Consider the following 26,766-nt stretch of genomic DNA (forward strand, 5'->3'; position numbering starts at 1 on the left):
CAGTAATCCTACCTTACGGCGGGCTCTAACCAATTTTGGAAATAATTATGTTTTGGCTCGGGAAAAAGTTTTTACCGGCCTTGATTTTGAAGAGCTGCGCCGGGAGATCAGGGCGGCCAGAACCGAGGTCAGGCAAAAGCTCGAGTTTTACGTAGAACAATTTAAGACAAATGCAGAAAAAAATGGTACCAGGGTAATAATTGCCCACTCGGCCGCCGAAGCCAAACAAGCAATAGTTGATATTTTAAAGGCCACAAACGCCAAAACAGTGGTAAAATCAAAATCCATGGCGTCCGAAGAAATTCATCTTAATGACGAGCTTGTAAAACACGGCATTGAAGTAGTGGAAACGGACCTCGGGGAGTGGATTTTACAGCTTGACGGGCAAAAGCCCTCCCACATGGTAATGCCGGCAATCCACCTTACCCGGGAAGAGGTTGCTGCTATTTTTTCCAGGGCTTTGGACCGGGAAGTAGCTCCGGATATTGCCCAGATGGTTAAACTGGCCCGCCAGGAATTAAGGGATAAGTTTTTAAAAGCCGATGCCGGGATTACTGGTGGCAATATTGCGGTGGCAGAAAGCGGTTCAATTTTTCTTTTTACCAATGAAGGGAATGCCCGGTTAACTACAACCCTGCCCCGGGTACGGATAAGCTTGGTGGGGGTTGAAAAAATTGTACCAACGTTAAAGGATGCCATCCCAATAATGCGGGCCCTTCCCCGAAACGCCACCGCCCAGAAAATTACCAGCTACGTGACCGTGATGACTGCGGGAGCCGGTCAGGAACATTATGTAATTTTAATGGATAATGGACGCATTGAGCTAAAAGACGACCCGGTGTTCGCAGAACTTTTCCAGTGTATCCGCTGCGCCGGTTGCTTAAATGTGTGTCCCGTCTACCAGCAAGTGGGGGGCCATGTCTTTGGCCATGTTTATACCGGACCTATCGGTACCCTTTTGACTGCTTTCTTTCACGGATTGGATGCAGCCAAAGACCCTCAGGCCCTCTGCGGCAGTTGCCTTAGATGTGCTACCGTTTGCCCTGCGGGCATAAATTTACCGGAATTGTTGTTAAAATTGCGCCAGAGAGTTGTTGAGTTTTACGGTCAGCCGTTTATTCAAAAATTTATTTTTGAACGGATTTTAGCAAATCCCAAACTTTTTAATTCCCTTTTGGACCTTGGTCGGAAGTTTCAGGGGTTAATCGCGGAAAACGGTGAGATTAAGTCTTTACCTTTTGGGTTGGATAATCTTACTTCTTTCAGGGTATTTCCAGCTCTCGCCCGGGAGCGACTTCATAAAAAATATCGGGTACGGCCCAGGAAAAAAGGTACCAGGGGCAAAGTGCTGTTTTACAGCGGTTGCTTAATTGAACACATGTATCCCGATATTGGTGAAGATGTTTTCTTGGTTTTAGAGAAAAACGGTTATGAAGTGGTTTTACCGGAAGATCTGGGATGTTGCGGGGCTCCAGCCTATTACTCCGGAGACTTACAGGCTGCCGTGAGGACGGCTAAAAACAACATTGAGGCGTTTTTAAAACACGATTATGATTATATAGTTACTGCCTGTCCTACCTGCAGCGAAACCTTGATGCATTATGAAAAATACTTAGAGGATGACGAAGAGTACCGGGAAAAAGCCAGGGAAGTATCGCGGAAGGTAATGGATTTTACCGACTTTGCCTATAAGTATTTGGCGGTGGGCGAAGGAAAACTGGCGGGGAGCTATACCCTTCATGACTCCTGTCATGCCCGCCGTGGCCTGGGGCAGATAAAGGAGCCCCGGGAGCTAATTGTTAAAACCGGGGCAAATTTAGTGGAGATGGCCAATTCCGATCAGTGCTGCGGTTTTGGCGGTTCCTTTTCCATAAAGTATCCGGAAATATCCGAAAAAGTGTTTCAGAATAAATATCAAAGTATCATGGAAACAGGTGCAGAAAAAGTGGCGGTTACCTGTCCTGGCTGTTTAATGCAAATTGCCGGTGGCCTGAAAAAGCAGGGAGCTCCGGTAAAGGTAGAACACTTAGCCACCATCCTGGCTAAAACCTTTAGGGACGGTTCTGAGAACCACCACTTTCTACGATAGATAGAAAGTGGTGGCTGGTAGAACCGTCCCTTCCGGTTACTTTTTCGCTTCTTCCCGGAGGGCCCGACGTAAAACTTTACCTACGGTAGTTTTGGGGAGTTCGGTTCTAAATTCAACGTATTTTGGAACTTTGTACTTGGCGAGTTTTTCCTGGCAGTATTTAATAATTTCTTCGGGGGTGGCGGTTTCATTTTCTTTTAAGACAATGAAGGCTTTGACCACTTCTCCCCGGTACTCATCGGGGACTCCTATTACTACTGCTTCTTTAACTTTGGGGTGCTCATATAATACTTCTTCTACTTCCCTGGGGTAAATGTTGTAACCACCGGAGATTATTAAATCTTTTTTGCGGTCAACAATGTATAAATAGCCATCTTCATCCATGCGGCCTAAATCGCCGGTTAAGAGCCAGCCATCTTTTAAAACCAGTTTTGTTTCTTCGGGGCGATTCCAGTAACCTTTCATTACCTGCGGGCCTTTTACCGCTATTTCCCCTACCTCGCCCAGCGGTACGGGGTTTAACGTGTCCGGCTCAACTATCTGGCAGAGGGTATCGGAAAGGGGCAGTCCTACAGAACCGGGCTTCTCCAGAGAACGAACGGGATTACAGTGGGTTACGGGAGATGATTCGGTCAAGCCGTATCCTTCCACAATACGTCCGCCGGTAATTTCCTCAAACTTTTTCTTAACTTCCACCGGAAGGGGGGCTGAGCCGGAAATACACAGCCTAATCGAGGTAATGTCATAATCTTTTATTCTGGGATGGTTGATAATGGCAACGTAGATAGTTGGGGCACCCGGAAAGAGGGTGGGTCGGTATTTTGCTATGGTTTTTAACAATTCATCGACGTTAAAACGAGGCATAATAAGCAGGGTAGCGCCGGTTAAAATGGCCAGGTTTAAAGCAACCGATAAACCGTAAACGTGAAAGAAAGGCATTACTGCCAGGATTATATCCTGATTGCTTCTTATGGGATCCCAGGCATTAACCTGCATGGCATTAACAATTAAATTACGGTGGGTGAGCATTACTCCTTTGGAAACGCCGGTTGTTCCTCCGGTATACTGGAGGACCGCTAAATCTTCTTCGGGATTAATGGTAATTTTCGCAAGGGGCTGGGGTGGTGATTTTAAAAGATCCTGAAAACCAAGGATAAATGGTTCTTTTGGGATTTCAACCCATTGTTTTTCTTTTTTAACTTTGACTGGATAGAGAAGTTTTAAAAGAGGTGGCATAAATTCTGAAAGTCGAGTTACCACTACTTTTTCTAACGAAGTTTTAGCTTTAATGTTTAACACCCTGGGGAGGATTAAATCCAGAGTTATCACAATTTTGGAGCCTGAGTCAGAAAGCTGATGGTGAAGTTCTCGTTCGGTATACATGGGATTGTTCCAGACAACTACTGCGCCTGCTTTTAAAGCGCCATAAAAGGCTATCACGGCCTGGGGGGAATTGGGTAAAATCAACGCTACCCTGTCTCCCTTTTTAATTCCCAGGCTTTGCAAATTAGCGGCAAAGTTATCGGTAAGTTCTTTTAACTTTTGGTATTTAATTCTGGCACCGAAAAAGATTGTGGCATCGGTGTTGGGAAATTCTTTGGCGGTTTTATCTAACGCTTCTCCCAAAGAAATAGGGGGATAATCCAGGTGATATTTTACATCTTTTGGATAATAAGGCCAGGATGGGGGATTACTTAAATCAATCATCAAAAACCCTCCTTAAAATTTTTCTTAATTTTATTATACTTTTGAATCGGATTCAGACAATAAAAGATTAAAAAAATTCAAAAAATTATTACCAATAGTTTTTTAAATAAACAATGATATAATTATGATAGCATAAAGTTAATTGGCAGAAGAGGGATGGATATTGAAATTTTACTTGGATGAAGGGATTGTGTTAAAGGGTAGTGACTTCGGTGAAGGGCACCGGCTGTTAACAATCATAACTAAAGAGCTGGGAAAAATTAAAGCGGTAGCCTATGGAGCAAAAAAGGTAAAAAGCAAAAAGCGGGGAGCGTTACTGGAATTTAGCCGAACCAACATTTATTTGAGGCAAAGTAACGATTATTTTATCGTTGAGCAAGCTGAAGGCAGGGAGTATTTTCCCAATCTTTATGGAAATAAAGAGTTGTTAGATGCAGCGGGGCAGATTGCGTGGCTGACGGATCGCTTTTGGCCTCTGGGGCAACTTAACCCTAAACTGTACAATTGGGTTTTATATAGTTTACGGTTACTGAATTCCGGAGTTTGGCCCAGAATTGTGTTAAGAAATTTTGAATTAAAACTTTTGGCTTTTACCGGCTTTAGACCTATAACAACTCACTGTGCCGTTTGCCGCAAACCTTACCGGGGCGAAGTATGGTATTTTGGAGCCGGGGAAGGAGGAATTGTCTGTCCTTCCTGTAGGCCAGAAGAGGGGATTTATTTTGAAATATTTCCGGAAGTGGTAAAAGGGATGAACGCCTTACTTCTTGCTTCACCGGAAAAGTTACCGGAACTTTTATTGGATGAGCGGGTAGTGGACAGAGTTAGAACCATTTTGGAATATTTTTTGGGTTATCAGATAGGGGAGCCAATAAGACTTATTTAACTTGACTTTTATGTTAAGTTTTGCTAAATTATTTCACAACAAATTAATAATGGATTGGCAGTGAACCGGAGGAGTAGCTGTGATTTCCCTTAAAGAGAGCCGGGGGCTGGTGTGACCCGGTAGGGATAAGCGGTGAAGGCGCCGGGGAGCCGGCAGGAGGAAACCCCAAGGGGAGTAAAGCCTGCAGAGTTTTGAGGTGGGCCGTTTTTGGCCAACCAGGGTGGAACCGCGGAAGGGTGCCCCTTTCGTCCCTGGCAGCTTGCCGGGACAAAGGGGCTTTAAATTTATTAAGGTGTTTGTTTTTATTAGTTTTTCCAATTTCCAGCATCCAACTTCTAATATCTAATATGGGGGTGTTTTTTATGCTTACTTTTCAGGAGATTATTTTAAAGCTAAACGAATACTGGGGGCAGCAAGGTTGCATTATTGCTCAACCTTATGATACCGAAAAAGGGGCCGGGACCATGAATCCACATACCTTTTTGCGGGCTTTGGGACCGGAACCCTGGCGGGTGGCTTATGTAGAGCCGTCGCGAAGACCAACCGACGGGCGGTACGGAGAAAACCCCAACCGTTTGCAACACTATTACCAGTACCAGGTGATTTTAAAGCCCAATCCCGATAATGTAGTGGAGCTTTATATGGATAGCTTAAGATATCTGGGAATTAACCTTGAAGAGCACGATTTTCGCCTGGTGGAGGATAACTGGGAGTCCCCAACTTTAGGAGCCTGGGGTCTTGGCTGGGAAGTGTGGCTTGATGGGATGGAGATTACCCAGTTTACCTATTTTCAGCAATGCGGTGGAATTGACCTTCCGGTAGTATCGGCGGAAATAACCTATGGCTTAGAACGGATTGCTATGTACCTTCAAAAAAAAGATAGCGTTTACGATATTATCTGGGTCGATGGGGTAACTTACGGAGACGTTCACTTAATGGGGGAAATTGAAAACTCCAAATATAATTTTGAATTAGCTGATGTGGATAAACTTTTTTCCTGGTTTAAAGATTTTGAAGCGGAGGCAAAACGTTTAATTGAAGCGGGAGTGGTTCTGCCGGCTTACGATTTTGTTCTAAAATGTTCCCACACCTTTAACCTTTTAGATGCCCGGGGAGCAATTTCGGTAACCGAAAGAACAGCCTATATCGGGAGAATTAGAAATTTGGCTCGCCTGGTAGCGCAGAAGTACCTTGAGCAGCGAGAAAATCTTGGTTTTCCGCTTTTAAAAAAATAACTTAGGGAGGGAATAAAAATGGACTACTTACTGGAAATTGGTGTTGAAGAAATTCCCGCTCGCTTTATACCCGGGATTATTGAAGAGGTCAAAAATAAAGGGGAAGAATTTTTAAAGGAATTTGGGGTACAGTATGAAGCGGTAATTTCCGAGGCTACACCCCGGAGAATTGTTTTTTACGTTAAGGGAATTTTGCCAAAGACCGAAGAAAAAATTCAGGAAGTAAAGGGGCCCGCTAAGAAGGCTTCTTACGATAGTGAAGGAAACCCTACCAGGGCTCTTTTAGGTTTTGCCAGAAGCCAGGGGATAGAACCTAACGAAGTAATCGAAAAAGAGGTAAACGGCGTTATTTACGTTTTTGCCCGGAAAAAAACCGGGGGAAATCCGGTAGACGAATTGTTGCCTGAAATTGCCCGGAAGTTAATTAAAAGCCTGTCTTTCCCCAAACCCATGCGCTGGGGAGATATAGATTTTAAGTTTATTCGCCCGATTCGCTGGCTTGTTTCCCTGCTGGATGAAAAAGTGATACCCCTTGAAATAGCCGGAATTAAGGCGGACAGGATATCCAGGGGTCACCGCTTCTTAGGGCAAAAGGAAGTTGTTTTAGATAGAGCAGCCGATTACTTTGTTGCAATGAGAGAGAATTATGTTATTGTTTCCCTGAATGAAAGAATTGAAATGATCAGGGCTCAGTTACATAGGACAAGCGCCGAAGAAGGAGTTTTGGTAGATCAGGATGAGGAACTTTTACTGGAAAACGCCAATTTGGTGGAGTATCCTACCGTGGTAATTGGAGAAATTAATAGAGAATTTTTAGAACTACCTAAAGAAGTAATAATTACGCCAATGAAGGAACACCAGCGCTATTTTCCCCTGTTTAAAAATGATGGAAGTTTGTACCACAAATTTTTAGCTGTTAGAAACGGAGGCAGGGAAAATTTAGCGGAAATTGCCGAGGGCTATGCCAAGGTTTTAAAGGCCAGGCTTTATGATGCCCGGTTTTTCTACCGGGAAGACTTGAAAAAAACGCTTTCCACTTACAATGAAAAACTTACCCGGATAGTATTTCAGGAAAAATTAGGAACGGTATGGGATAAAGTTTTACGCTTGAAGGAACTTGTGGTGGCTATTGGCAGGGAACTTAATTGTGATGAGGAGGTAAAAAGTTACGCTGTCCGGGCAGCGGAGCTTTCTAAAGCAGACCTTGCTACCAATATGGTCTATGAGTTTCCAGAGCTTCAGGGGATTATGGGTCGGGATTATGCTTTAAAGTCCGGGGAAAGAAAAGAAGTAGCCGAAGCAATTTTTGAGCATTACCTGCCGCGGTTTTCGGGAGATATGGTGGCAACCTCCGAGGCCGGAATTTTACTATCCTGTGCCGAAAAAATAGATAACCTTACGGCATTTTTTGCCTTAAAACAAATTCCGACCGGTTCGGCGGATCCCTTTGGTTTACGGCGGCAAGCTTTGGGACTTCTTCGTACGTTAATTGAAAATAAACGCTTCTTTTCTTTAAAGAAGGCTTTTGATGCTGCTTTTAATTTGTTACCTGCCGACGTTCGGGAGAAAGCGAATTTCGCCGAAGTTTATGAAGAACTCTTGGAGTTTATTTATCAAAGATTTAAGGGACTTTTATTAGAAGAGGGATTTTCTTACGATACCATTGATGCGGTACTGGCTACCGGAAAAGATGACTTTTATGACCTCTACTTAAGAGTTCGGGCTTTAGAAAATCTTAGAAACCATCCGAGTTTCACTGCCCTTACAACGACCTTTACCCGGGCGTACAACCTGGCCCGTAAAGGACAGGGAAGGGAAGTAGCTGAAAGTTTATTATATGAACCTGCGGAAAAAGAGCTTTTTGACAAGTTTCGCGAGATTTCCCTGAAGGTTAAGGGATTTTTAAGGGAAAAAGCTTACTTAAAAGCCATGGAGGAAGTGGCGGAATTGGCAAACCCTTTAGACCGGTTCTTTAATGAGGTGCTGGTAATGGTTGAAGACGAAAAGATAAGGGAAAATCGCCTCGGATTACTTGGAGCAATCGCCGGACTTGTTCTGGAAATTGCCGATTTAAGCAAAATTGTTGGTTAATTTTTTGCAAAAAATTATTAAATTAGGAGGTATTTTTTAAGTAAATATAGTATAATATATCCTGTAAGCCGATTAAATAATATAGCACATTTCCTTAAGGTAGGTGAATTATATCGAACTTACAAAACGTCAGGAAAAAATCCTTGAAATAGTGCGTAATCACGGTCCTATTACCGGGGAGGAAATTGCCCAGAAATTAAATATAAGCCGTGCAGCGTTAAGACCGGACTTGACGATTTTAACCATGGCCGGATTATTGGGTGCCAGACCCCGGGTAGGTTATTACTATACCGGGAGGGAACCCCGGGATGTAATTGCCGGGGTTTTAGGAAATATTCGGGTGCAGGAAGTTCAATCCCGTCCTATAGTCGTGCGGGAAACATCTTCGGTATATGATGCTATCGTCACGATGTTTATTGAAGATGTGGGGACAATTTTTGTTGTTTCCGAGGAAGGTTTTTTGGAAGGGCTGGTGTCGAGAAAGGACATGCTCAAAGCAACTATGGGCGGTAAAGATATTAACAAGCTTCCTGTAGGTGTGGTAATGACGCGGATGCCAAACATCATCGTAACTTATCCCGATGAGTCGGTGCTAAGGGCAGCGGAGAAATTAATTCACCATCAGGTTGATTCTCTTCCCGTAGTAGAATCGGTGCAGCATGAAGGCCGGGAAAAATACCGGGTGGTGGGGAGGTTTACCAAAACCAATATTACAAGGCTTTTCGTCAGCCTGGCCGGAAAGTAAAAGGAGGTATTGGCAATTAATCTGAAGTTAGAGCAAATTCCAGTGGTTTATATTCTTTCTGATTCAATCGGGGAAACGGGGGAAGTGGTGGCGAAAGCGGCTGCCAGTCAATTTGATTCGGGCCGGGTTGATATTCGGCGGGTGCCGTACTTAAGTTCGGTTCGGGAAGTGGAAGAGGCTTTACTTGAAGCGGAAAGTGCAGGGGCCCTGGTGGTTTACACTTTAGTGCGCCCGGACTTAAAAGAATACCTGGAAAAGCGAGCCCATGAACTTTCCCTTCCCCATGTGGATATCATGGGACCGATGTTAGAGGGCTTAAAACAAATCACCAAGCAAAACCCTAAATACCAGCCCGGACTAATCCGCAGAATGGATGAAGCTTACTTTAGCAAGGTAGAAGCAATAGAATTTGCCGTTAAATACGATGACGGCAAAGAGCCTCGAGGATTGCTGCGGGCTGATTTAGTGGTAATTGGAGTATCAAGAACTTCTAAAACACCCCTTTGCATGTATTTGGCTCATAAAGGAATTAAAGCGGCCAACGTGCCGTTAGTCCCGGAGGCTACTCCCCCGGAAGAGTTATTTAAAATTCCCCCGCAAAAAGTAGTGGGACTTACCATAAAACCTTCAATTTTATTTGAGATCAGGAAGGAAAGGTTAAAAACTTTGGGACTATCCCAAACGGCCGATTATGCTAACATGGAAAGAATTTTGACGGAGCTGGATTATGCTCTGGGTATTATGAAAAAAATTGGCTGTGCCGTAATTGATGTGAGTAATAAAGCGGTGGAGGAAACGGCAGCCAGAGTTTTAGAAATTTACAGGAAAGGGGTTGGGAGATAATGACCAAATATGTTTACTTATTTCATGAAGGCCGTGCTGACATGAAAGATTTATTAGGGGGAAAAGGGGCTAATTTAGCGGAAATGACCAATATCGGTCTTCCGGTACCTCCGGGAATGACCATTACTACCGAAGCCTGCCGGGAGTATTACCGGCTGGGAGGTAAGTTTCCGGAAGGTTTAATGGATGAAGTTAAGGAAAAACTCGTTTATATTGAAGAAAAAACCGGTAAAAAATTTGGCGACCCCCAAAACCCTCTTTTGGTTTCGGTGCGGTCGGGAGCTAAATTCTCGATGCCGGGAATGATGGATACTATTTTAAACCTCGGTTTAAACGAGGAAACGGTGGAAGGTTTGGCGCAAAACACTCAAAATCCCCGGTTTGCGTATGATGCTTACCGGCGGTTTATTCAGATGTTTGGGGATGTGGTTTTAGAAATTCCCAAACACGAGTTTGAACATATTTTAGACCGGCAAAAAGAAAAGGAAGGGGTAACCTTTGACCAGGAACTTTCTGCCGAGGCTTTACAGGAAGTTATTGCTCGCTATAAAGAATTGGTAGAAAGAAAAACTGGAAAGCCTTTCCCACGTGACCCCATGATTCAGCTTACCATGGCTATTGAAGCGGTATTTAAGTCCTGGAATAACGACCGGGCCATTGTCTACCGGAATTTAAATAAAATTCCCCATGATTTGGGTACTGCGGTTAACATCCAGTCAATGGTCTTTGGCAATATGGGTAACGATTCCGGTACCGGTGTGGCCTTTACCCGGAACCCTTCCACCGGGGAAAAGGTTTTATACGGTGAATATCTGACCAACGCTCAAGGGGAAGATGTGGTTGCCGGCATTCGTACTCCGAGTCCCATTTCCAAGTTAAAAGAAGAAATGCCGGAAGTTTACGAACAATTTGTCAATATTGCCAAACTTTTAGAAAGTCACTACAAAAATATGCAGGACATTGAATTTACCATTGAACGGGGGAAACTTTATATCCTGCAAACCAGAAACGGCAAGCGGACGGCCCAAGCTGCAGTTAAGATTGCTCATGACATGGTCGAAGAAGGGCTAATTACCAAAAAAGAAGCGATTTTAATGGTGGAGCCGGGACAATTAGACCAGCTTCTTCACCGGCAAATTGATCCTTCGGCCAAGGTGGAAGTAATTGCCAAGGGGTTACCCGCTTCTCCCGGGGCTGCCTCGGGGATTGTGGTTTTTGATGCCGATGAAGCGGAGAAACTGGGCAAAGAAGGGAAAAAGGTTTTACTGGTGCGCACCGAAACCACTCCCGATGATATCCACGGTATTGTGGCCGCCCAGGGGGTTTTAACCAGCCGGGGTGGGATGACCAGCCATGCGGCGGTGGTGGCCCGGGGTATGGGTAAGCCGTGTGTTTGCGGTTGTGAAGCTATCAAAATTGATTATGAGAAAAAATTGTTTACCGTAGGCAATATTACCGTAAAAGAAGGAGACTACTTATCCATTGACGGTTCTACCGGACGGGTAATTCTCGGAACGGTACCGATGAAAGATCCAGAATTATCACCGGAATTTATTAAGCTTCTGGAGTGGGCCGATGAATTAAAGCGGCTTGAGGTCCGGGCCAATGCCGATACCCCGGAAGATGCCCAAAAAGCCCGGGAATTTGGTGCCAAAGGTATCGGCCTTTGCCGGACGGAACATATGTTTATGGGACCCGAGCGGCTGCCCTACGTACAACGGATGATTTTAGCCGAAACCAAGGAAGAGCGGGAAGAAGCCCTGTCGCACCTTCTTCCCATGCAGGAAGGGGATTTCTACGGCATCTTAAAAGCCATGGAAGGTTATCCGGTATGTATCCGGCTCCTGGATCCACCCCTTCATGAATTTTTGCCAAGTTTGGAAGAACTGTTGGTGGAAACTACCGAGCTCAGGGTGCGGGGAGATAATCCAGAATTACTTGCCGAAAAAGAAGCTCTTTTAAAGAAAGTAAGGTCGTTACACGAATTTAACCCCATGCTCGGACACCGGGGCTGCCGTTTGGGGATTACCTATCCGGAAGTTTACGAAATGCAGATTAGAGCTATCTTTAACGCTGCTGCCCGCTTAACCAAAGAAGGGTATAAAGTATATCCCGAGGTGGAAATCCCCTTAACCATTGATGTTAACGAAATGAAGTTCTTTAAAGAACGAATTGATGCCATTGCCCGGGAGGTAATGGAAAGGGAAGGGGTTACCTTCCACTACACCTCCGGTACCATGATTGAGCTACCAAGGGCAGCGTTGCTGGCCGATGAACTGGCCGAAGTTGCCGAATTCTTTAGCTTTGGTACTAACGACTTAACCCAGACCACCCTTGGTTTTAGCCGGGACGACGCCGAAGGGAAGTTTTTAAACCACTACTTAGATATGAAGATTTTAAAGGAAAATCCTTTTATCGTCTTGGACCGCAAAGGTGTTGGGAAATTAATGAAAATTGCGGTCGAGGGCGGAAGGAAAACCCGTCCGTATTTACTGGTAGGTATTTGCGGTGAGCACGGCGGCGAACCAAGCTCCGTAGAATTCTGCCACCAGATTGGTCTTGACTTTGTAAGCTGTTCACCCTACCGGGTGCCCATTGCTCGCCTGGCAGCAGCTCAGGCTGCGGTAGCCGAAGGAGAAATTGTGGGAACTAAATAAGGAAATTTAAAAATAAAAAATAAAGGGGCTACCACATGATTTTATCGGGTAGCCCCTTGTTTAATGCAAGTAACTATGTTGCCCTGATATCTTCTTGACAATTTGCTTTCATACTGTTATATAATTATATAACAGTATAAAATGACGACGGAGGGTTTTAAAAATGTTAACAATGAACCTTGGAAGTTTTGTCATGATATTTTTGATCTTAACTGGGATAATTGGTTTGTTGTTAGTTTTAATAACTAATTTATCTTTGGGTTTTAAGACAGTTTCATTGCCTATGACGAAACCTGTTTTAAAGATCCTTTCGGCAATTTTGTTAGGGTTAATGGCCTGGGTTGTACCGTATCTGCCGATTAAACTTCTGCTGGTACTTTTAGCAATCCTTTTAATTGGCCTTGGGCTTCCCAAAAGCAGGGTATCTTTTATAATTTTAAGCTCAATTATTGTAATTTTAAGCTTTTTTACAAATCCGAATTTTATTGGGCAAGCGGCCAACTGGCCTGCATGGCTTAGCGACTTTGGTAGCTGGAAAAGTTATACAAATAGCTTTGATAGTGCCCAGATGCAAAACTTTGATATTGAAAAGTATTTTTCCAAGGTCCGGGTTAACCCTGACAAAAGAGTGCGTTTGACGACCACGACCTTAGAGATTGATACTGACTGCGGTGTGGAAATTTCACTGGTGGAGGGGGAAGACATCGAATACCCGGCAGAGCTTCGGTTAAGCCAGAAAGGTGATAAGACGGTAATTGCCGGCGGGCAAAGAGGGGATGTAACCTATGTAATCCGTTTGGGAAAAGATAATTTGAAAAACTTAAAAATCTCGGCTATCGGGGTAAAGTTAAAAGGGAAAGGCAATTTTGAAGAGGTTTTTATTGACTGCGCCGGGGCGTATCTTTCTTCGGACCTTAACGTAAAGAACTTAAACATCAATGCGGCGGGGCTTATGCTGAATGGTAATTTCGCAGGGGATAACCTTGAGGTTGATGGGATGGGAATGGAACTAAGGGGAACGTATCGGTTTAACAATATGAAAATAGATGGCATGGGGGCGGAGGTAAACATGAAGGTAGCTTTGAAAGAGCTCACGGTGGATTCCTTAGCCATTAACGGCCGGATTGAGATAACTGCAAAACCAAACGATGAAGCTAAAATTAAACTTAATTCCCTGGCGGGGAATATTACTTTAAAAAATTTAGACGGAGTGGTTCTTGAGCATTCTGGTTTTACAAAAATTAACAGAGAGTGATGGTGAAGATGTTAAGAAAGGTTGATAAACACAGCGGTATCCCGGCATATATCCAAATTGGCAACATGATCAAAGCAGAGATAATTCTGGGCAATCTCCCCCAGGGGGCCCAGCTCCCACCGGTGAGGGATTTGCAATATATCTTTGATGTAAACATCAATACCGTGCTAAAAGCCTTAGACAAACTTAAAAACGAAGGCTTTATCGAGGCCGAACAGGGAGTTGGGTATTTTGTAAAAAAGGATATCAGCGTTGAGGAGGAGATAATTAAAACAGTAAAGGATTGCATTCAAAAAATAAAGGCTTTAGGAATAGATTTTTATACCATTATGCTGATTTTTGAGGAGGTATGGAAAAATGAAAGCTCCCCTGATGCCTGATTTTGTCAATAAAATGGAACTTTTTCTGCAAATAGAGCTAAAAGAAAAGATGGGAAGGATATTTATCTTTTTGGTTTTGCTGTTTGTGCCCGGTTTTTCCGTTAAAACTATAGCCATATTTTTCTTGAGCGCCTCAATGCTGCCGGCGGATATCAAAAACCGGCGGGATGAAGCTTTATATTTTCTACCTTTTTCCCGCAAAGAGCTCTACCTCTATAACTTGGGATTTTTACTTTTGCTGGTTTTAGTTTCCTCGATTATAACCCAGGCCCTTTGGCCAACAACCATTGCCGAAAAAGGAATGTTCATCATAAAAAGCATTAACTTTACTTTGGCCATGTTCGGGGTGGTCATGCTTTGCGTTTCCCAGGGCTTAGATAATATCGGTTGGCCGTTTATTATCGTCTTGCTGGATGCCCTCTTAGGAAGTATTGGCAGGGCGTTAATTAACCCTTATAGCTGGATTAGCTTTACCAATCAGGGGAGTATTCTCTTTGCTTTCGTATTTGCGGCGATAATTTGCTTTGCGGGTTATTGGATATATCTTAAAAATGGTGGTGAGCTCTAAATGGTTTTAGAAGTAAAGAATTTAAGCAAGCAGATTAGAGGCAAGCAGATTTTAAGCAATGTTTCATTTAGCTTGGAAAAAGGTGAGGTTTTAGCGTTAATTGGACCAAACGGTGCGGGCAAGACTACAACCATAAAATGCATTATCAATGCCCTTAAAAAAGATGAAGGCGAAGTTATTTTATTCGGAAAGCCTTTTGCCAATGAAGTAAAGACCAGAATAGCTGTTGTCCCTGAAGACCGCAAGGTTTTTCGCAATTTTACCGCGGCGGACTATCAAAGGCTTTGGCAAGGCCTTTATCCTGCCTGGAATGATGCGTTTTTTAGAGATTTTGTAGTAAGATATAACTTTAATTTAAACCAGAAAGTGGAGAGCTATTCTATAGGGCAAAGAACCCTGTTCCTGCTTGGTCTTGCTCTATCCAGTGGAGCTGAGCTTCTCTTACTGGATGAGCCAACCCAGCATTTGGACCCTACCATTAGAAATGAGGTTATTCATCTCATCAACCAATATGCCCGGCTTGGCAATTCCCTTTTGGTGTCGTCCCATGAGATCTTTGAATTAGAAGAATATGCCACTGCCTTTGCCATTATCAAGAACGGAAAGGTTTTGTACACCGATTCCATTGACGATGCCAAGCAAAAGCACCGGATAATCAGGCGTGGGGAGAGCTTTAAAGAGGGTGTGGTCGTAGGGATGATTCACGATGAGATTCTTTTAAAAACCTACGATGATGTAGGTATGTATCCCAAGTTGAATCAGATTGTAGTGGGATATTTGCAGGGAAAGAGTGCAGATTTGATTTTGGCAAAAGATTTAAACTTGAATTAATATTTTTTATAAATAAACTTTTACAGTTTGATTGCTTATTGCTTAAATCAGATGCAATAAAATCAAAAGCATAACGGTTGTGTCCTGGAGAATTAATGATAGTCCGTTGGCCCTTAAAGGGCGAAGTAAGAAGCGGAAAGTTGTTATCCATTATTCTCATTCATCACGTTTTATATATTATACAGCCTAATCGCTTATAAATGCTTTTGTCAGCATCTGCGAGAGTTCCATTTTTATAAGAAAGCTAACTTTCCTGCGATCAACGCAGGATTTTTCTTTTTTCGAGAAAAAATTGACATAAGCAGTATATGGTAATACAATATAGGTGTAACTTGTTATGCAAGGGAGCGGTAATATGTGAATGATAAAACACAGCTATTAAAAGGAATCTTAGAAGGGTGCATTCTTAAGATTATCCACGACGAAACCACTTACGGTTATGAAATTTCCGAAAAGCTTAAAGCTTACGGTTTTCTCGAAATATGCGAAGGTACTATTTATCCGTTGTTACTTCGTTTAGAAAAAAATGGCTTACTAGTCTCGACCAAAATCAACTCTCCGGTGGGACCTAAGCGCAAATATTATAGTTTAACTGAAGAGGGCAAAAAGGAACTTGACGAGTTTTATCAGAACTGGCAGGAAATTAGTAAAAGTGTAAATAAACTTTTTGCAAATTATCAAGGGAGTGAGCAGGAAAATGGAAGATAAATTAAAAGAAATGATAAAAAATAATTATAATCTTAGCAAAAAATTACTACCGGAATATGACCGGGTTTATACCGATATCGTCTGCTATTTACGGGCAAGTTCCTTTGACGATTTAAAAGTGGAAGAGTGTATTGAAGACATTTTAGGAATGTTACTGGAGGCGCAAGAAAGGGGCATTGCTGTTAAAGATGTAATAGGTCCTGACTATAAGGCCTTTTGCGATTCCATTATTGAGTCCTCGAAACTTAAAAGATGGGGTTTACAAAAACTTTTTTTCATTTTGGAAATCTTAATCGCTACTGCCGGATTAATGTATGGACTTGATTTGTTTTTTTGGGTGATACCGGAAAGTTTAAAAACAAGAACTTTACCCCTTGCCTATACTCTAAAATTAAGCTTTCTAATAAACACTTTAATTATTGCTTTTGCCAGTATTTTTTTCGTCCGGTATATTGGAAAAATTAGCTTTGATGAGGCAGATTCTAAAGGTAAACAGGTATTTTTCTTGTATTTATTAGTCGTAGCAAGTATGGTATTTTTCTCAGTCGTTCTTAGAAAATATATTTTGCTAAAATTACCAATATATTTAATTCCACTGCTCTTGGGAATATTATATGCAATTATCAAACTGATAAAAAGAAAATTAATAGCTAATCAGCTGGCTTAGTTATGGCTGGAAAAAGGTACCAGTGAGTCTTATAGCAGTAAAAAAATGCTGCAAAAGGCCGAAATACATTATGAAAGCGAGGTTTCATTTGTTGGCTATTTTTCTAAAATCCTTACTCGTGTTTGATTTCTAGAGCTTAGTATCGAACTCTATAATAGAAAACAATTTTCCTGCATCGTTGCAGGATTTTTCTTTTCTTAGGGAGAAAAAAGGATTTTTTTCTTTTACGGCAAATAATAAATATACCTAATTTTTAATATTTGTGGGGGATAAAGATGCGTTTATTTTTTGCAGTGGATTTTCCCGGGGAATTAAAAGAAGAAATTTATCAGGATATTACACCTTTATTCAAATACAACGGGGTTAAGTGGGTAGCAAAAGAGAACTACCACTTAACTTTAGCTTTTTTGGGGGAAAAAGAGGAAGGAGAACTACCCCAAATTGACCGGGCGGCAAAGAGCGTACCTCAAGTAAACAAATCACTAATCAAAGTGTTAGATTTTGGTGCTTTTCCCAATTTAAAAAAGCCTAAAGTTTTATTTTTAAAAATTGAAAGCCCCGGGCTTTTAACTTTAGCCGAGAATTTACGTCAAAATTTAAAAGAAAATAATATTTCTTTTGACGAAAAGCCCTTTGTGCCCCATTTAACCATAGGCAGGGTAAAAGAGGAAATAAAAGATTTAGCTTTACCAAAGTTTAACCCGAAAGAATTTTCTTTTAAAAATTTTTACTTAATAAAAAGCATTTTAACCCCTGAAGGTCCGATTTACGAAAAAATAAAAAGCTACGAAATATTACAAAATGCTTAAGAATTTGTTAAAATTAAATTTTATGAAGGAAAAAGCCAATTAAAAAGCGTATTAGGAAGGTATAAAGGAGGCATATAAATGAAGATTGTGGTTTTAAATGGAAGTCCTAATAAAAATGGCAACTGTACTTATCTTGCCGGGGTAATAAAAAATCTTGCCGGTGAATATAATGCCGAGACCGTAATTATCGATATTGATGAAATTATGCGCCGGCAAAAAATCCCCTACTGCATCCATTGCTCGGCACCTTGTTCGGGGGTTTGCTACAAAGGAACGGAATTAGAAGCTGCCTATCTTCAGCTTGGTTCCGCCGATGCGGTAATCATGCTCTCACCGGTTTACTTCGGCACTGTATCGGCGCAATTAAAAGCTTTTTGGGATAAGACCCGAAGACTTAGGGACAGAAAACTTCTTGTTAATGTTGTAGGTGCGGCGGCCACCGTTGGCGGTTCGCGCTTCGGGGGCCAGGAGACCACTATATCTACCCTTCATGACATGATGCTGGTTCAAGGTATGACCGTTGTAGGCGATGGTTTGTTTACCGCTGATGCCGGGCACCAGGGGGCGTGCTTTACCCGTCCGGCTGACGAGGATCAAAGCGGTGTTAAAAGGCTTGAGATTTTAGTAAAAAGGGTATTGGAGGTAGCTAAGGCTACCGAAAGTTTAAGGAAAAAGCGGGAGGTTACTTTATTTTAACGGAGCGATAATTTATGTTAATCCGGGAGACCATTGAGGAGCGGGAGCTTAGAGAATTATCTCCCTATGCGGCCAAAAGCCGTTTTACCAGGGGGAGGCTTAAACCGGAGGAGGAGTGCCCGATCCGTACCGCCTATCAGCGGGACCGGGACCGGATTGTCCATTCCAAGGCCTTTCGGCGGTTAAAACATAAAACCCAGGTTTTTATTGCTCCGGAAGGAGACCATTACCGGACTCGCCTTACCCATACTTTGGAGGTGGCCCAGATTGCCAGGACCATTGCCCGGGCTTTGTTTTTAAACGAGGATTTAACGGAGGCTATAGCTTTTGGCCATGACCTGGGGCATACTCCTTTTGGCCATGCCGGCGAAGAACAGTTGGACAAGCTTCTACCAGGGGGCTTTAAACATAATGCCCAAAGCTTAAGGGTAGTGGATGTATTAGAAAAAGGGGAGGGGTTAAATTTAACCTGGGAAGTACGGGAAGGGATCTTAAAGCACACCTGGAGCGAAGAACCTCCCTCGACCCTTGAAGGGCAAGTAGTGCGGCTTGCCGACCGCATCGCTTACATCAATCACGATATTGATGACGCTATCCGGGCGGGGGTTTTAAAGGAAGAAGATTTGCCCAAAGATTGTATTAAAATTCTTGGCTCGCGCCATCGGGACCGGATTAACACCATGGTAACCGATGTAATAAAAAGTAGCCTCAATAAACCGAAAATTATCATGAGCCCAGAGGTAGAATGGGCAATGCTTGAACTTAGAAGCTTCATGTTTAAAACCGTTTATATTGGCAGTGAACCGAAAAAAGAAGAGAAAAAAGCTAAACTTTTAATAAAAATGCTTTATGAGCATTATTTAGAAAATGTATATCAATTACCCGGGGAATTTCAAAATATCGTTAAAAACGAAGGCCCCGAGAGAGCTGTAGCGGACTATATTGCCGGGATGACTGACCGTTATGCCTTAAAAATATATAAAGAATTGTTTATACCTCATCCTTTAATCTAAAAACTTATTTGTCGAAGCAGCAGGAAAAAGCGAAAAAAAAGAGAATAACTATTATTAAGAGAGCGGTGAAAACCGTGTCCTTTCAAGAGGTTGTAGAAAAAATTAGGAATCGGGTCGATTTAGTTGATTTAGTAAGCGAATATATCAGGCTGAAAAAGTCAGGAAGGAACTATGTAGGATTATGTCCCTTTCATAATGAAAAAACCCCTTCCTTTTCGGTTTCACCGGAAAAAAACCTGTATTACTGCTTTGGTTGCCAAAAAGGCGGCGATATTTTTAGTTTTATTATGGAAAAAGAAAGGTTGAATTTTAAAGAAGCCGTCTTTTATCTGGCGAAAAAATATAATATTGAACTTCCGGAAACGGGAAAAGCGTATAATAAAAACGAGCATCTTTACCGAATGTTACTTTTGGCGGCAAAATTTTACCATGAAGTTTTAAAAAGCGAGGCTGCCGGGAAAGCGCGGGATTACCTGCAAAGCAGGGGTATAACCGAGGAAACGGTTAAAGATTTTATGTTAGGCTTTGCTCCATCTGCCAAAGCTTTGCCGGCTTTTTTAAGCAGTAAAGGTTATAATCCGGGGGAACTGGTTAAAATAGGAATTGTGGCAAAAAGTTACAGCGGAAACTTACATGACCGTTTTGCCGGAAGGCTTATCTTCCCCATATTCGACCGGGAGGGCCGGGTGGTAGGTTTTGGGGGAAGAGCCCTGGGCGAGGAAAAGCCCAAGTATTTTAATTCACCCCAATCGGTGATTTTTGACAAGGGTAAGCTTTTTTACGGTTTTAAACAAGCCCGAACTACAATCAGGGAAAAAAGACAGGCCATTTTAGTTGAAGGATATTTTGACGTGATTTCTTTACATCAGGCAGGAGTTAAAAATGCTATTGCGTGTTTGGGGACGGCCTTTACCGAAGAACATTTAAATTTTTTAAAAAACTACGGTTATATTGAGGAAATAATCTTAGCTTACGATAATGATCAAGCTGGAGAAAAAGCAGCCCTTAGAGCACTGGAAATGCTGGTTCGGGCCAGGGCGGATTTAAGCATTAAAATCCTTCGTTTTGGAGAATTTAAAGACCCCGATGAGCTTATTAAAAATCGGGGGGTGACTGCTTTTTTAGAAGAAATAGAAAAAGCTAAAACTCCTGCGGAATTTTTATTAGAGTTAGAGCTTAAAGAAAAGAGCAGTTTAAATCTTAACGAACAAAGGGCGCTATTAAAAAAGCTTATCCCTTATCTGGTTTTAGAATACGAAAAAACTCCCGCTTTGTTTGCCGAAAGAATAGGCGGCATTGCCAGCAAGCTTAAAATGAGCGAAGGGGCATTAGTGGACGAAATTCGCCGAGAGATTAACAAAAATGAAGAAAAATCTTTAAATAATTCAAGTTTTGGAGAAAATATAACTAATGAACACAAAAATTATGGCCTTTTAAAAGTTGAAAGTGAGTTATTGGGTTTGTTATTAGAATATCCTGAGTATCAAAAAGAATTTTTAAATGACTTTTTTTTCTATGAGTTTCAGGGAAAAAACCAGGAAGTCGTTAATTACCTAAAGGAAAATAAGTTCCCTGACCGGGAAGATCCCTTATATAGTTACATGACCTATTTAAGGATTAACTGCCCGGAAGGGGATCCGAAGACCCTTTATGAAGGGTATGTTCGCTATCTGGAAGAACATTATAAAAAGCAGCAAGTACAAAGGTTAACGGCGGAAATATCTTTAGCGGAAAAAGAAGGAAACTGGGAAAAACTCCAGTTATTATTAAATAAACTGCAGGAACTTACCCAGAAAAACTAACGAAGAAAGGGGGGAATGCGGCGTGAAGGAGTTAATACAAAATGAAAAACTTATGGAAATTGTTGAGAAAGGTAAGAAGCGCGGTGTTTTAACTTATAATGATTTACTTGACAGCTTACAAAATGTCGATATAAATTCGGAACAAATCGATGAATTGTACGAATACTTGGCCAACCAGGGAATAGAAGTGGTACCGGAAATACCGGAGTTAGAACTTGATTCTCTAAATAGCTTAGATGACGACGTTGATTTTAAGCCTTCCGACATTGACGAGGTCGATTTAGATTTAACCATTCCGGAAGGGATTGCTATCGATGATCCGGTCCGGATGTATTTAAAAGAAATCGGCCGCGTTCCCTTGCTGACGCCGGAAGAAGAAATTGAGCTTGCCAAAAGGAAGGAAGAAGGCGATGAAGAAGCTAAAAGGAAACTTGCCGAAGCCAACTTGCGCCTTGTGGTAAGCATTGCCAAACGGTATGTAGGCAGGGGCATGTTGTTTTTGGATTTAATTCAGGAAGGCAATCTTGGTTTATTAAAAGCGGTGGAAAAGTTTGATTATCGAAAAGGTTACAAGTTTTCCACGTATGCTACCTGGTGGATAAGACAGGCCATAACCCGGGCGATAGCTGACCAGGCACGGACCATTAGAATTCCTGTACACATGGTGGAAACGATAAACAAATTGATTCGCGTTTCGAGAAATCTTCTCCAGGAACTTGGGCGGGAACCTACCCCGGAAGAAATAGCCAAGGAAATGGGTATTTCTGAGGATAAAGTAAGGGAGATTATGAAAATTGCCCAGGAACCGGTGTCTTTGGAAACACCGATTGGAGAGGAAGAAGATTCTCATCTTGGAGACTTTGTCGAAGACCCGGATGCCAAAGCTCCAGTGGAAGAAGCTTCTTACACTTTACTGCGGGAACAATTAGATGAGGTTTTAAAAACATTAACCGAAAGGGAACAAAAGGTTTTAAGACTTCGCTTTGGCCTGGATGACGGTCGTGCCCGAACCTTAGAAGAGGTCGGGCAGATCTTTGGTGTTACCCGGGAGCGGATTCGCCAAATTGAAGCCAAGGCTTTACGAAAACTACGCCATCCAAGCCGGAGTAAAAAGCTGAAAGATTTTCTGGAATAGAAGTAAAAAATACCTCTTGACCAAATTAAAAATATCTCATATAATAAATCATGTCGCGGGAACAAATGAAATTCGGGCCCATAGCTCAGCGGTAGAGCTGCCGGCTCATAACCGGTAGGTCCCAGGTTCAAATCCTGGTGGGCCCACCATGTTAAGGCCGGAAGGCTCGAAGTTAAGAGGATGTGGCCCCATGGTCAAGAGGCCTAAGACACCGCCCTTTCAAGGCGGTAACCCGGGTTCGAATCCCGGTGGGGTCACCACGGGCGGTTAGCTCAGCTGGGAGAGCACCTGCCTTACAAGCAGGGGGTCGGCAGTTCGATCCTGTCACCGCCCACCAGAGAATATAAACCTCAAACCTGTAGGGTTTGGGGTTTTTTGTTTTTACTACCTTTTTTGAGGAAGATGCTGTATAATTATTGAAAATATAATTAAACATATTTAAAAGGTTACTCAGGAGGAAAAATGGAGTTAACGGAAAGGTTAAAAGCATTGGCGAAACACGTGATTACCGGTGAACCTGCGGCGGATATTGGGACGGACCATGCTAAACTGCCAATTTATCTGGTAAGCATGAATATTTGCCCCAAGGTAATTGCTACCGACTTAAATGAAATGCCGTTGAATCACGCTCAGAGCGAAATTAGAAAATACGGGCTTTTGGGTAAAATTGAGTTAAGGCTGGGAGATGGGTTATCTCCTTTAAAACCGGGAGAAGTTAAAAGTGTGGTAATTGCGGGTATGGGTGGAAATACTATTGCACGGATTATCGAAGGTCGACCGGAAATCGCCCGGGAAGTTCGCCTTATCCTGCAACCGATGGCGGATAGTTATGCTTTACGCTTAAAACTGGTGTCAAGAGGTTACCGGATTATTGCCGAGGAAATAGTGGAGGAAAAAAGCAGACTTTATGAAGTTGTTGTTGCGGAGGCCGGTCAAATGGAGGATTTAAATAACGTTGAAATTGGCTTAGGACCGGTCTTGCTTAAGAGCAGGGATGAACTTACGAAAAAATATTTAGCGGGGCAAAAAGAAAAATACCGGAAAATCCTGATTAATTTACAAAAGGCGCAGGTGAAAGATTTAGAAAAGGCTAAGGAAATTAGTGAGATTTTAAATTATCTTGAGGAGGTGTTAAAAAGTTGGCCCATCCGCAGGAAATAGCGGCGGTTATTGAAGAAAAATTTCCACAGAAATTGGCAATGGAGTGGGATAATCCCGGCTGGCAAATTTATTTTGAAAAAGAAGTACGTAAGGTTTTGCTGGCTTTGGATATTACTGCAGCTACCGTTGATTTTGCGGTAAACGAAAAGGTTGATTTAATAATTACCCACCATCCCCTCTTTTTTAAACCGCTTAAATCCCTGACATTTGACCGAAGGGAAAGTTTGCTTCTGTTAAAACTTATAGAGAAGCAAATTTTGGTATACGCCATTCACACCAATTTAGACATAGCGCACGGGGGGATAAACGATTATTTAGCCGAGCTTTTAGAGCTTCAGGAAGTTAAGCCCCTGGGGGAGGAAGTTTTTGAAAAACTTTATAAACTTTCCGTTTTTGTTCCGGAATCCCACTGGGAGACGGTTAGAGATGCGATGGGAGCTGCAGGGGCGGGTTTTATCGGCAATTATTCTCACTGCACTTTTAACACCCGGGGTATCGGGACCTTTTTACCCCTTGAAGGTACAAATCCGTATATCGGTGCGGTGGGCAAGCTGGAAAGGGTAGAAGAAATTAAGATCGAAACAATTGTTCCGGAAAGGCTTTTGGCAAAAGTGGTAAAGGCTATGTTAAAAGCTCATCCCTATGAAGAAGTGGCATACGATATTTATCCTCTGGAGAACAAAAATTATCTGGGGGGAATGGGAAGAATCGGGTTAACCGGTAAAAAAAGCTTTAAAGAATTTTTAGCATTTGTAGCGGAAAAATTAGGGATAGAAAATTTAAGATACGGTGGTGATTTAAATTCGGTTCCGAAAAAAGTTGCGGTGGTAACGGGAGCCGGGGGAAGCTATTGGCCAAAAGCAAAGTTTGCGGGAGCGGATGTTTTTCTAAGCGGGGATATAAAATACCATGAAGCGATTGCAATGATCGAAGCCGGAATAAATTTTATCGATGCCGGGCACTGGGAAACGGAAAGAATATTTACTGAGCTTTTGCTTCCCCTTTTAAGAAAAATTGAGGGATTAAGTATTGTTGTTGAGAAGGGGGAGCCGGTATTTAAATTTTTTAAAAGTAGCAGGGGGTAATATTTTGCAGTATATACGCGAGTTATATAAGTTTATGCTTTTAGAAGAAGAAGAGCGGAAGTTAGCAAAAGATGAGCGGATATTGGTTAATCGGGAAAGTTTTAATATGGCCCGGAAGACCTGGGAAAGTACCCGAAAAATATTTTATGAAATTAAAGACGAGTTAGCAAAAACAGAAAAAGAAATCAAGAAATTAGAAGAAGAATTACTGGAACTGGATGACAAAATAAATGAGTTTGAGCAAAAGCTTTATAGGGAAGGTACAAATTTAAAGCAAATTGAACAGTATCAATTTAAGCTTGAATTATTAAAAAACGAGAAATCCGATAAAGAAGAGCGGTTACTGGAAATTATTGACCGGGAAGAAGAATTAAAAGAAGAAGTGACAAAACTTAAAGTTAAACTCACCGAGGGTAAAGAACGGCTTTTGAAATGGCAGGAAGAGATAAAGCTGGCAGAAGAAGAATATCAAAGGAATTTAGAGGCTCTTCGGCAAAAGTTAGCGCGGGAGCGGGAAAAACTTAAGAAAAATCCCTATTATGCAAAATATAAGGAGTTAAAAGAAAAGTATTTAAATCCGGTGGCGGTGGTAGAAAAAGAAACGTGTTATGGGTGTTTTATGAGTTTGCCCTTTGAACTAACCAAAAAATTAAAGCTCGGGCAGGGAGAAGGAAGTATTTGCCCAAATTGTAAACGTTTGCTATATTATCCCGAATAATGAAATTTAAGAAATAAATAAAACAAAAAATGACAAAAAAATCAAGAAATATCAAGGTATTTATAGATTTCAGCCCATAAAAATTTTTTATTATTGTTGCAATTTACGGAGGTAATACTTTATAATAAAAGTAACTTCCTCTCTATTTATCCTTCAAATTTTAGGCTATAAGCCCTCTTGAATAGGGCTTATAGCCTTTTTTTTCAAGCGAGTAAGCCTGTAAGCCGAGTTCTGTCGAGGATGACCATCTATCTGAGACCTCTGTCACCAGAGGCCTTAAGCGACCAACCCGGGGACAGAGCGGGCCACTCTATAGTCCCCCTATTTGGTCTTGCTCCGGATGGGGTTTGCCTAGCCGGACAGTTACCTGCCCGCTGGTGAGCTCTTACCTCACCTTTCCACCCTTACCCTACTGGAAGTTGGAGGTTGGAAGTTAGAAATTAGAAAAAACATTATTTCCAATTGGCATATAAGCGATTTATTTTTTTAGCAAGTAATTCATATTCCCTATAAAAGTATTGGTAAGTGTTTTCATCTAAATAATTTAAATCCTTTGCAAAGTCCAGTAATACTAACACTTCATTACAAGAGTCAAGGCTATTTAAAATAAAACTTTTAAAAGTTAAAATTGAACGTTTACGACCAAAGCCTTCCGCAATATTTAAAGGAATAGAAATTACGGCTCTGCGAAATTGACTTGCAAGCTCGTACTGCTCATATTTGGGAAAAGTTGTTATGATTTTATATATTTCTAGAGCAAGATTATAAGAAGTTTGGTAAACTTCTAAATCTTTAAAGGAGTAAATCATTTAATTTCTCCTTTCCAACTTCTAACCTCTAACCTCCAACTTCCAATAAGGCGGTTTGTTTCTGTGGCACTTTCCTTGGAGTCGCCTCCACCGGGCGTTACCCGGCATCCTGCCCTATGGAGCTCGGACTTTCCTCAGGGATTTCTCCCCGCGGTCATCCGGCTTACTCGCTTTTATTCAGTTTTGCCACTAAATAATTATAATTTTTTCCTGATACCTCTGCAAGCAACAAATAATGGTATCTTACATTTCGGGTTCGATATAGACGGCAGTTCCTGTGGCAACTACCATGAGCATTGATTGCCCAACACTTTCATAGTCTAAACTTATTCCTATTACAGCGTTTGCTCCAAGTCGTTTAGCTCTCTCACTCATCTCATTTAAAACTATATTTCTTGCTTCTTCTAACTGCTGCTCGTAAGCTCCCGACCGACCGCCAATAATATCGCTAATGGAAGCAAGTAAATCCCGGATAAAGTTCGTTCCCATGATCGCTTCTCCGGTTACAATACCCAAATACTTTGTAACTTTGAAACCGTCCAATCTTCCGCTTGTAGCTAAAAGCATCAAAGGACACCTCCAAGTAGTATTTTTTTTATTTTAGCAAAAATTAAGCTGTAATAATAGAGGAAATGAGTTACCTTATTAGTATGTCGAGTGATGTCGAAAAAACTCATTATTTGTAACCATTTCTTAACATTGCCTTAATATATTAGTAACAATTATCAATTATTATAAAGATGAAAGGACAAGTCGGGAGGACAAGAAGAGGTCCCCCCCTCCCCACTCCCAATCCCCTCCTCCCGATAAATGTCCCTGAATTTAAAAAACAGCTCCCGCTTTAGTTCTTGCAAGGGAACTTAGGCGGTATAAGCT

General features: G+C 41.9%; 23 protein-coding genes, 3 tRNA genes, 1 other RNA gene and 1 other annotated feature. Of the genes, 24 read left to right on the top strand and 3 right to left on the bottom strand.

Annotated features, from left to right (window positions below; genetic code table 11):
- A partial coding sequence (gene ldhH, locus ciss_RS07400; protein ID WP_075865669.1) for an L-lactate dehydrogenase (quinone) large subunit LdhH occupies positions 1–2,089 on the top strand: 2,089 nt, incomplete at its 5' end.
- A 36-nt stretch (positions 2,090–2,125) separates the two neighbouring features.
- On the opposite strand, the gene ciss_RS07405 is transcribed toward ldhH, so the two are convergent.
- The gene (locus tag ciss_RS07405) at positions 2,126–3,796 is read right to left on the bottom strand and encodes a long-chain-fatty-acid--CoA ligase (RefSeq protein ID WP_075865646.1); all 1,671 of its coding nucleotides are present in this window, start codon (positions 3,794–3,796) and stop codon (positions 2,126–2,128) included.
- Between the two features lie 163 nt (positions 3,797–3,959).
- Here ciss_RS07405 and recO point away from each other — a divergent pair, with 163 nt between their 5' ends.
- From recO to ciss_RS07525, 23 genes are all read left to right on the top strand, one after another.
- Positions 3,960–4,682, top strand: coding sequence for a DNA repair protein RecO (recO, locus tag ciss_RS07410; RefSeq protein ID WP_075865647.1), 723 nt, complete (start codon positions 3,960–3,962; stop codon positions 4,680–4,682).
- Between the two features lie 51 nt (positions 4,683–4,733).
- Positions 4,734–4,938 (top strand) — a binding site (T-box leader).
- A 106-nt stretch (positions 4,939–5,044) separates the two neighbouring features.
- Entirely contained in the window at positions 5,045–5,917 is an 873-nt protein-coding gene (glyQ, locus tag ciss_RS07420; protein WP_075865649.1) for a glycine--tRNA ligase subunit alpha, read from the top strand.
- An 18-nt stretch (positions 5,918–5,935) separates the two neighbouring features.
- Entirely contained in the window at positions 5,936–8,008 is a 2,073-nt protein-coding gene (gene glyS / locus ciss_RS07425) for a glycine--tRNA ligase subunit beta (RefSeq protein ID WP_075865650.1), read from the top strand.
- Positions 8,009–8,111: 103 nt separating this feature from the next.
- Entirely contained in the window at positions 8,112–8,753 is a 642-nt protein-coding gene (gene ccpN / locus ciss_RS07430) for a transcriptional regulator CcpN (protein ID WP_174574969.1), read from the top strand.
- Between the two features lie 9 nt (positions 8,754–8,762).
- Positions 8,763–9,596: a pyruvate, water dikinase regulatory protein gene (locus ciss_RS07435; protein ID WP_075865651.1), complete on the top strand. Its 834-nt coding sequence runs from the start codon at positions 8,763–8,765 to the stop codon at positions 9,594–9,596.
- Positions 9,593–12,253 (top strand): pyruvate, phosphate dikinase, encoded by a 2,661-nt coding sequence (gene ppdK / locus ciss_RS07440; protein ID WP_201787782.1) that lies wholly within the window; start codon positions 9,593–9,595, stop codon positions 12,251–12,253. The genes ciss_RS07435 and ppdK overlap by 4 nt, the downstream gene beginning before the upstream one ends.
- A gap of 163 nt (positions 12,254–12,416) precedes the next feature.
- Positions 12,417–13,508, top strand: a complete 1,092-nt coding sequence (locus ciss_RS07445; RefSeq protein ID WP_075865653.1) for a head GIN domain-containing protein — start codon at positions 12,417–12,419, stop codon at positions 13,506–13,508.
- Between the two features lie 8 nt (positions 13,509–13,516).
- Positions 13,517–13,888 carry a GntR family transcriptional regulator gene (locus ciss_RS07450; RefSeq protein ID WP_011343383.1) on the top strand — a complete coding sequence of 124 codons (372 nt, stop codon included), beginning with the start codon at positions 13,517–13,519 and terminating at the stop codon, positions 13,886–13,888.
- Positions 13,866–14,456 (top strand): hypothetical protein, encoded by a 591-nt coding sequence (locus ciss_RS07455; RefSeq protein WP_077177504.1) that lies wholly within the window; start codon positions 13,866–13,868, stop codon positions 14,454–14,456. The genes ciss_RS07450 and ciss_RS07455 overlap by 23 nt, the downstream gene beginning before the upstream one ends.
- Positions 14,457–15,287, top strand: a complete 831-nt coding sequence (locus ciss_RS07460; RefSeq protein ID WP_075865654.1) for an ABC transporter ATP-binding protein — start codon at positions 14,457–14,459, stop codon at positions 15,285–15,287. It begins immediately after the preceding gene.
- Between the two features lie 357 nt (positions 15,288–15,644).
- Positions 15,645–15,995, top strand: a complete 351-nt coding sequence (locus ciss_RS07465; RefSeq protein ID WP_075865655.1) for a PadR family transcriptional regulator — start codon at positions 15,645–15,647, stop codon at positions 15,993–15,995.
- The gene (locus tag ciss_RS07470) at positions 15,985–16,662 is read left to right on the top strand and encodes a DUF1048 domain-containing protein (protein ID WP_075865656.1); all 678 of its coding nucleotides are present in this window, start codon (positions 15,985–15,987) and stop codon (positions 16,660–16,662) included. Before ciss_RS07465 ends, ciss_RS07470 begins: the two co-directional genes overlap by 11 nt.
- A gap of 275 nt (positions 16,663–16,937) precedes the next feature.
- Positions 16,938–17,471: an RNA 2',3'-cyclic phosphodiesterase gene (thpR, locus tag ciss_RS07475; RefSeq protein WP_075865657.1), complete on the top strand. Its 534-nt coding sequence runs from the start codon at positions 16,938–16,940 to the stop codon at positions 17,469–17,471.
- A gap of 78 nt (positions 17,472–17,549) precedes the next feature.
- Positions 17,550–18,167, top strand: coding sequence for a flavodoxin family protein (locus ciss_RS07480; RefSeq protein WP_075865658.1), 618 nt, complete (start codon positions 17,550–17,552; stop codon positions 18,165–18,167).
- 14 nt (positions 18,168–18,181) lie between these two features.
- The gene (locus ciss_RS07485) at positions 18,182–19,180 is read left to right on the top strand and encodes a deoxyguanosinetriphosphate triphosphohydrolase (protein ID WP_075865659.1); all 999 of its coding nucleotides are present in this window, start codon (positions 18,182–18,184) and stop codon (positions 19,178–19,180) included.
- A 74-nt stretch (positions 19,181–19,254) separates the two neighbouring features.
- Positions 19,255–20,982 carry a DNA primase gene (gene dnaG / locus ciss_RS07490; RefSeq protein WP_075865660.1) on the top strand — a complete coding sequence of 576 codons (1,728 nt, stop codon included), beginning with the start codon at positions 19,255–19,257 and terminating at the stop codon, positions 20,980–20,982.
- 22 nt (positions 20,983–21,004) lie between these two features.
- Positions 21,005–22,117, top strand: coding sequence for an RNA polymerase sigma factor RpoD (gene rpoD, locus ciss_RS07495; protein WP_075865661.1), 1,113 nt, complete (start codon positions 21,005–21,007; stop codon positions 22,115–22,117).
- A gap of 74 nt (positions 22,118–22,191) precedes the next feature.
- Positions 22,192–22,266 (top strand) — tRNA-Ile (locus tag ciss_RS07500).
- Between the two features lie 35 nt (positions 22,267–22,301).
- A tRNA-Glu gene (locus ciss_RS07505) sits at positions 22,302–22,377 on the top strand.
- 1 nt (position 22,378) lies between these two features.
- Positions 22,379–22,454 (top strand) — tRNA-Val (locus ciss_RS07510).
- Between the two features lie 125 nt (positions 22,455–22,579).
- The gene (locus tag ciss_RS07515) at positions 22,580–23,278 is read left to right on the top strand and encodes a tRNA (adenine(22)-N(1))-methyltransferase (protein ID WP_075865662.1); all 699 of its coding nucleotides are present in this window, start codon (positions 22,580–22,582) and stop codon (positions 23,276–23,278) included.
- A complete protein-coding gene (locus tag ciss_RS07520; RefSeq protein WP_075865663.1) occupies positions 23,257–24,363 on the top strand; it encodes a Nif3-like dinuclear metal center hexameric protein in 1,107 nt (368 codons plus the stop codon). Before ciss_RS07515 ends, ciss_RS07520 begins: the two co-directional genes overlap by 22 nt.
- Before the next feature lie 4 nt (positions 24,364–24,367).
- A complete protein-coding gene (locus ciss_RS07525; protein ID WP_075865664.1) occupies positions 24,368–25,081 on the top strand; it encodes a zinc ribbon domain-containing protein in 714 nt (237 codons plus the stop codon).
- A gap of 204 nt (positions 25,082–25,285) precedes the next feature.
- Here ciss_RS07525 and rnpB read toward each other — a convergent pair.
- Positions 25,286–26,060: RNase P RNA component class A (gene rnpB, locus ciss_RS07530), an RNA gene on the bottom strand.
- Between the two features lie 73 nt (positions 26,061–26,133).
- Complete coding sequence (locus ciss_RS07535) at positions 26,134–26,457, bottom strand: YbjQ family protein (protein WP_011343399.1); 324 nt, start codon at positions 26,455–26,457, stop codon at positions 26,134–26,136.
- Positions 26,458–26,766: the final 309 nt, after the last annotated feature.

This window comes from Carboxydothermus islandicus (assembly GCF_001950325.1).
Lineage (GTDB): Bacteria > Bacillota > Z-2901 > Carboxydothermales > Carboxydothermaceae > Carboxydothermus > Carboxydothermus islandicus.

Bases quoted from the DNA above. Each gene is read 5' to 3' on its own strand.
- ciss_RS07405 (WP_075865646.1), bottom strand. From the start codon at position 3,796: ATGATTGATTTAAGTAATCCCCCATCCTGGCCTTATTATCCAAAAGAT.
- glyQ (WP_075865649.1), top strand. From the start codon at position 5,045: ATGCTTACTTTTCAGGAGATTATTTTAAAGCTAAACGAATACTGGGGG.
- glyS (WP_075865650.1), top strand. From the start codon at position 5,936: ATGGACTACTTACTGGAAATTGGTGTTGAAGAAATTCCCGCTCGCTTT.
- ciss_RS07445 (WP_075865653.1), top strand. From the start codon at position 12,417: ATGTTAACAATGAACCTTGGAAGTTTTGTCATGATATTTTTGATCTTA.
- ciss_RS07450 (WP_011343383.1), top strand. From the start codon at position 13,517: ATGTTAAGAAAGGTTGATAAACACAGCGGTATCCCGGCATATATCCAA.
- ciss_RS07455 (WP_077177504.1), top strand. From the start codon at position 13,866: ATGAAAGCTCCCCTGATGCCTGATTTTGTCAATAAAATGGAACTTTTT.
- ciss_RS07460 (WP_075865654.1), top strand. From the start codon at position 14,457: ATGGTTTTAGAAGTAAAGAATTTAAGCAAGCAGATTAGAGGCAAGCAG.
- ciss_RS07470 (WP_075865656.1), top strand. From the start codon at position 15,985: ATGGAAGATAAATTAAAAGAAATGATAAAAAATAATTATAATCTTAGC.
- thpR (WP_075865657.1), top strand. From the start codon at position 16,938: ATGCGTTTATTTTTTGCAGTGGATTTTCCCGGGGAATTAAAAGAAGAA.
- ciss_RS07480 (WP_075865658.1), top strand. From the start codon at position 17,550: ATGAAGATTGTGGTTTTAAATGGAAGTCCTAATAAAAATGGCAACTGT.
- ciss_RS07485 (WP_075865659.1), top strand. From the start codon at position 18,182: ATGTTAATCCGGGAGACCATTGAGGAGCGGGAGCTTAGAGAATTATCT.
- ciss_RS07515 (WP_075865662.1), top strand. From the start codon at position 22,580: ATGGAGTTAACGGAAAGGTTAAAAGCATTGGCGAAACACGTGATTACC.
- ciss_RS07535 (WP_011343399.1), bottom strand. From the start codon at position 26,457: ATGCTTTTAGCTACAAGCGGAAGATTGGACGGTTTCAAAGTTACAAAG.